The following is a 5,283-nucleotide window of genomic DNA, read 5'->3' on the forward strand; positions in this document are numbered from 1 at the left end:
AGCCGCAAATACGTCGAGGTGACGCCCTTCATCCCGCCGTACCCGTCGGCGGTGCCCGGCGCCTACAACACCGAGATCCAGATCTACCGGGGTTTCTGGATGGTGTCCTGGTTCAAGCGCGAGTTCGCGCACCGCGAGCAGCAACTGGCCGAGCAGAAGGGCATTGCTCCCGAAGAACTCTTCGACGCGATGGTCAACGAGGTGCCGCCGGGCTCGATGGGCCTCACGCTGCAGCCCTACTGGTCGCCGGGCGTGCGCGAGCCGGGGCCGGAGGCCAAGGGCGCGATCATCGGTTTCGGCGACGTGCACACGCGCGCGCACGTCTACCGCGCGATCCTCGAGGGCCTGGCCTACGCGCTGCGCCAGGGTCGCGAGCAGATCGAAAAGCGCACGCGGCGGCCGATTACGCGGCTGGTGATCGCCGGCGGCGGTTCGCAGAGCGATGCCGCCATGCAGATCACCGCCGATATCTTCGGCCTGCCGGCCGAACGACCGCATGTGTACGAGGCCTCGGCGCTGGGCGCGGCCATGAACGTAGCAGTGGGGCTGGGGCTGCACCCGGACTACCCGGCGGCGGTGCGTGCCATGACCCGCAGCGGGCGCGTGTTCCGGCCGAACGCGGAGACGGTGCGGACCTACGAGCGGCTGTACCGGCGCGTGTACACGAAAATGTACGGGCAGCTGCAGCCGCTGTATCGGGAGATACGCGCGATCACGGGTTATCCGCCGTAATCCATTATCCCGCGTCGGACAGCGCAACCTGCTTGATGGCGATGTCGCCGCCGCGGTTGACAACCAACAGCATGGGCATCCCGCCCTCGGGCTCGCGGCGCCAGCTGAGTTTCTGCAGAGCAGCTCGGCGATTTCGGCTCATCCTCCTGCATCTGGAAAGGCTTAACGCATCCCGTACCCGGGTCAGTGCTCCGTCCATTGCCGTCGCATGGCAGCCGCTTGATGGCTATCATGGCGGGTACAACAACGAGAAGGCAGCCGCCCCCTCAGGGTGCAGTTGCCTCGGTTCCGGGAGCAGTGCATGGGTGACGCGACGCCCGCCAGACATCATCGGTCCGCATGGGTTGCGGTAGCGTGCGCAGCCCTGTGCGGGTGTCTGGTTGCGCTCTACCCGGGCACCGCGCCGGCCACCGTGGTGGCGGATGTCCCCGCGCTGGCCGGGCGTCATGACCTCGATGCTTATCTGGAATACCTGCCCGACCCGGGTGGCCGGCTGACGCTGGAAGACGTCACACGGCTGCCGCATACGCAGCGATTCACCCGCAACGTGGACGGCGTGTTCAATGCCGGTTACCGGGACGCGCCCTACTGGTACCGGCTGACGCTCCGGCTGCTGCCGGAAGCGCAGGCCCCGGTCCGTCAACTGCGCTATTTCGAGATCGCCTTCCCGATGCTCGACTATCTCGACCTGTACCTGCCGGACGGCGAGGGCGGCTGGCGTCTGCTGGCGACCGGGGATCAGCGGCCTTATGCCAGCCGCCCGGTGCCGGGCCAGAACTTCGTGTTCCCGCTGGAGCTGCCGGAGGGCGAACCGTACACCCTCTATTTCCGTGTGCACAGTGCCGACCCCCAGGTCGTTCCGACGCGCTTGTGGCGCTATCCCGCATACTACGAGCACTCGCAATTCGTGCTCATGCTGCTCGGCGCCTTCTACGGCATCTGCGCCGTGATGCTGCTGTACAACGCGTTCGTGTTCGTGCTGCTGCGCGAGCGCAGTTACCTCGACTACGTCCTGCTGGCGGTGTTCATGAGCCTGCTGTGGCCGCTGAGCATGGATGGCCTCGGCGTGCGGTATCTGTGGGGCGACTGGCCGCGGTGGGTGAATATCAGCACCGCCTTCAGCGCCTGCCTGTCCGGCGCGCTGGGCGCGCGTTTTGCCATGAGTTTTCTCCAGGTCCGCGGCCGGGTGCCGCTGGTGCAACGTGGGCTCGGGGCTTACGAGTTCGCCTGCTTCGCTTGGGCGGGGTTGATGTTCTTGGTCAGCCAGCTGCTGGCCAATGTGGTCACCCTGGCGCTGGCGGTGGTGGGCGTGATCGGTGTCGCGCTGACCATCGGCTGGGCGCAGCGCCAGGGCATACAGACCGCGCGCTACATGACACAGGCCGGAATCGCGGTGCTGCTGGGCGTAGCGGGCAAGTGGATGCAGCTGGCCGGTGTCTTGCCCACCACGGCGCTGACTTTCTATGCGCTGCACCTCGGTATGGCCATCGGTACCCTGCTGATGTCCGTGGGTCTGGCGCGCTCGGTCAACATGGAGCGGGAGGAGCGCGAGCGGCTGGCCCAGGCGCGCGAGCGCGCCGAAGCCGCGACCCAGGCCAAGAGCGAGTTCCTGGCCAAGATGAGCCACGAGATCCGCACGCCGATGAACGCCATCATCGGCTTCACCGACCTGGCGCTGCGCACCGACAAGGAATCGCGCCGTCTGGATTTCCTGGGCAACATCCGCGATGCGTCGCAGACCCTGCTGACGCTCATCGACGACATCCTCGACCTGTCGCGCATCGAGGCCGGCAAGCTGGAACTGGAGCAGCGGGATTTCACGCTGCAGCCGGTCCTCGACAAGCTGGCGGTGCTGTTCACCCACCGCGCCGCCGAAAAGCGCCTGGAGCTGATCCTGTCGTGCACGGTGGCCCCGGACCTGACGCTCAAGGGCGACCCGACCCGGCTCGAGCAAATCTTGGTCAACCTGGTCAGCAACGCGTTGAAGTTCACCGAGCGGGGCGAGATCGAGGTGCGGGTGACGCCGGAGGCGCAGACCGACCGCCACGCGGTCCTGCGTTTCTCGGTGCGCGATACCGGCATCGGCCTGGCGCAGCACCAGCTCTCCCGGCTTTTCAATCCCTTCAGCCAGGTGGACGATTCGACCACCCGCAAGTATGGCGGCACCGGCCTCGGCCTGAGCATCTGCAAGCAGCTGGTCGAAATGATGGGCGGCCAGATCCACGTCAGCAGCAGCGAGGGCGCCGGCAGCACCTTCTGGTTCACGCTGCCGTTCGTACTGGGCGAGTCGCGCCCGTCGCCCGGCCAGGAAGCGGCGCCGGCCGACCTGCCGATCCGGCGCGCGCTCATCGTGGACGACAACCCGACTGCCTGCCGCGTGCTGGCCGAGATGCTGCAAACGCTGGGTATTCCCGCCGAGGCGGTGGGCAGCGGCGCCGAGGCCCTGCGTCGCGTGGCCTGCGGCGATTTCGATCTGGTGCTGTTGGACTGGCGTATGCCGGGCATGGACGGCCTGGAAGCCGCGCGTCGCATCCGCGCCATGCCGGACGTCGGCCGGCTGCCGATCGTGATGATCACGGCCTCGCCGCGTGACGAGTTGCTGCGCAGCGTCGAGGCCGGGCTGGTCAACAGCAGCCTGAGCAAGCCGGTGACGCCGGCCGGCCTGCTGGATGCCATCCGCGAGGCCACGCAGCCCGAAGCCGCGCGCAATCCGCCGGCCGGCGCACCGTCGGGCCCGGCCGACGGCGTGCTGGGCACGCCGCTGCACGGCTTCCGGGTGCTGCTGGTGGAGGACAATTTGCTCAACCAGCGAGTAGCCAGCGAAATGCTGCAACGCCTGGGCGCGCGCGTGGACATCGCCAACAACGGGCAGGAAGGCGTCGCCGCGGTGGCCCAGAGCCACTACGACGCCGTGCTGATGGACCTGCAGATGCCGGTCATGGACGGCCTGGAGGCCACGCGCCGCATCCGTGCCAACCCGGATGCCGCGGACCTGCCGATCGTCGCCATGACGGCGAATGCGCTGGCGCGCGACCGCGAGCGCTGCCTGGCGGCGGGCATGAACGACTTCCTCAGCAAACCGGTTTACGCCGCGCAGCTGGCGCAGATGCTGGGCAAATGGCTGAACGTCGAGGTGGCGGTGACCGGGGCCGCCGGCCCCGACGGGCTGCCAGCCGCACAGGGCGCGCGGCCGGCCATCAGTCTGGCCGACGCGCTGCATCACTTCGATGGCAACCGCAAGCTGTACCTGGAGTTGCTGGGCATCTTCCGCCAGCACCATGCCGGCGACCTGCGGCAGCTGCGCGCGGCGCTCGAGGCCGGCGACGGCAAGACCGCGCATCGGATCGCGCACACGCTGAAGGGCGTGACCGGCAACCTGTCCATGCCGCGCCTGCGCGAGGTGGTGATGCAGCTCGAGGAGTGCCTGGAAGCGGAGGGAACGGCCGCCGAATCCCTGCTGCGCGATGCGGAGTTGGAAATGACCGCAGTGCTGGAGAGCATCGAGCCGCTGCTGTCCGAAGCGGCCGCGGGCGACGCGGCTTGAGGCTTAACAGGCGGCCGGTTGTTGCCGTGCACCGTTGCCGACCGGTTGCATGCGCAAGGCCTGCGCGCGCGCCCTGGCGAGCGTCGTGGCATAGGCCAGACAGCCGGGCTTCTTGCGCAGCCCCGCGCGCAGCAGCTTGCGGTAGATCCGCTTCGAAGGGCCGCTGACCACGATCGCGACGCCGGCTTCGTGCATGCGCCGGATCAGTGAATCCAGGGCCACGATGCCGCTGATGTCGATCATCGGCACCTCCGACAGGTCGAGGATGATGACCTTCACCTCGTCGCGGATGCGGTGCAGGGTATTGACGGCCTGCTCCGCGGCACCGAAGAACATCGGGCCTTCGATCGCATAGACTGCGATGTGCGGCGGCAGGTCGGGCAGCTCGTGTTCCTCGTGGCGCAGCTCGGCGCCGCCGGTCATCTCCGTCATGCGGCGGATGAACAGCAGCGAGGCCAGCACCACGCCCACGCCGACCGCCAGCACCATGTCGAAGAACACGGTGAGCAGGAAGCAGGCCAGCAGCACCGCCACGTCGCTGCGCGGCGCCACGCGCGCGATGTGCAGGAAATGCTTGGCCTCGGCCACGTTCCAGGCCACCACCAGCAGCAGCGCGGCCAGCGTGGCCATGGGGATATGCGCCATGAGCGGTGCCAGCGCGACCACCGCCAGCAGCACCACGCCGGCGCCGATCACGGCGGCGAACGGCGTGCTGGCGCCGGCGCGGATGTTGACGGCCGTGCGCGAGATGGCGGCGGTGGCGGTGATGCCGCCGAAGAACGGTGTCACCAGGTTGCCGAGGCCCTGGCCGATCAGCTCGGCGTTGGGGTCGTGCTTGCTGCGCGTGAGCCCGTCGGCGATCACGGCGCACAGCAGTGACTCGATCGCGCCGAGCATGGCCACGGTGAAGGCGGGACCCAGCAGCGAACGGATCAGCGCCCAGCTCAGGCCGATGGGCTGGCCGCTCGCGTCCGGCAGCGTCCAGGGCAACACTGGCAGCGGCGGGT

At 68.4% G+C, this 5,283-nt stretch carries 4 protein-coding genes; 2 read left to right on the top strand and 2 right to left on the bottom strand.

The genetic code is table 11. The features are described from left to right. The coding region (locus VNJ47_04415; protein HXG28075.1) for an FGGY-family carbohydrate kinase at positions 1-732 on the top strand (732 nt) is incomplete at its 5' end. Between the two features lie 4 nt (positions 733-736). Here the strand turns inward: VNJ47_04415 and VNJ47_04420 are convergent. Then, complete coding sequence (locus VNJ47_04420; GenBank protein HXG28076.1) at positions 737-874, bottom strand: hypothetical protein; 138 nt, start codon at positions 872-874, stop codon at positions 737-739. Between the two features lie 273 nt (positions 875-1,147). On the opposite strand from VNJ47_04420, the gene VNJ47_04425 reads away from it, so the two are divergent. Then, positions 1,148-4,276 (top strand): response regulator, encoded by a 3,129-nt coding sequence (locus VNJ47_04425; GenBank protein ID HXG28077.1) that lies wholly within the window; start codon positions 1,148-1,150, stop codon positions 4,274-4,276. A gap of 3 nt (positions 4,277-4,279) precedes the next feature. Here the strand turns inward: VNJ47_04425 and VNJ47_04430 are convergent. Then, on the bottom strand, positions 4,280-5,283 hold a 1,004-nt coding region (locus VNJ47_04430), incomplete at its 5' end, for a SulP family inorganic anion transporter (protein ID HXG28078.1).

The organism is Nevskiales bacterium, from assembly GCA_035574475.1.
Lineage (GTDB): Bacteria > Pseudomonadota > Gammaproteobacteria > Nevskiales > DATLYR01 > DATLYR01.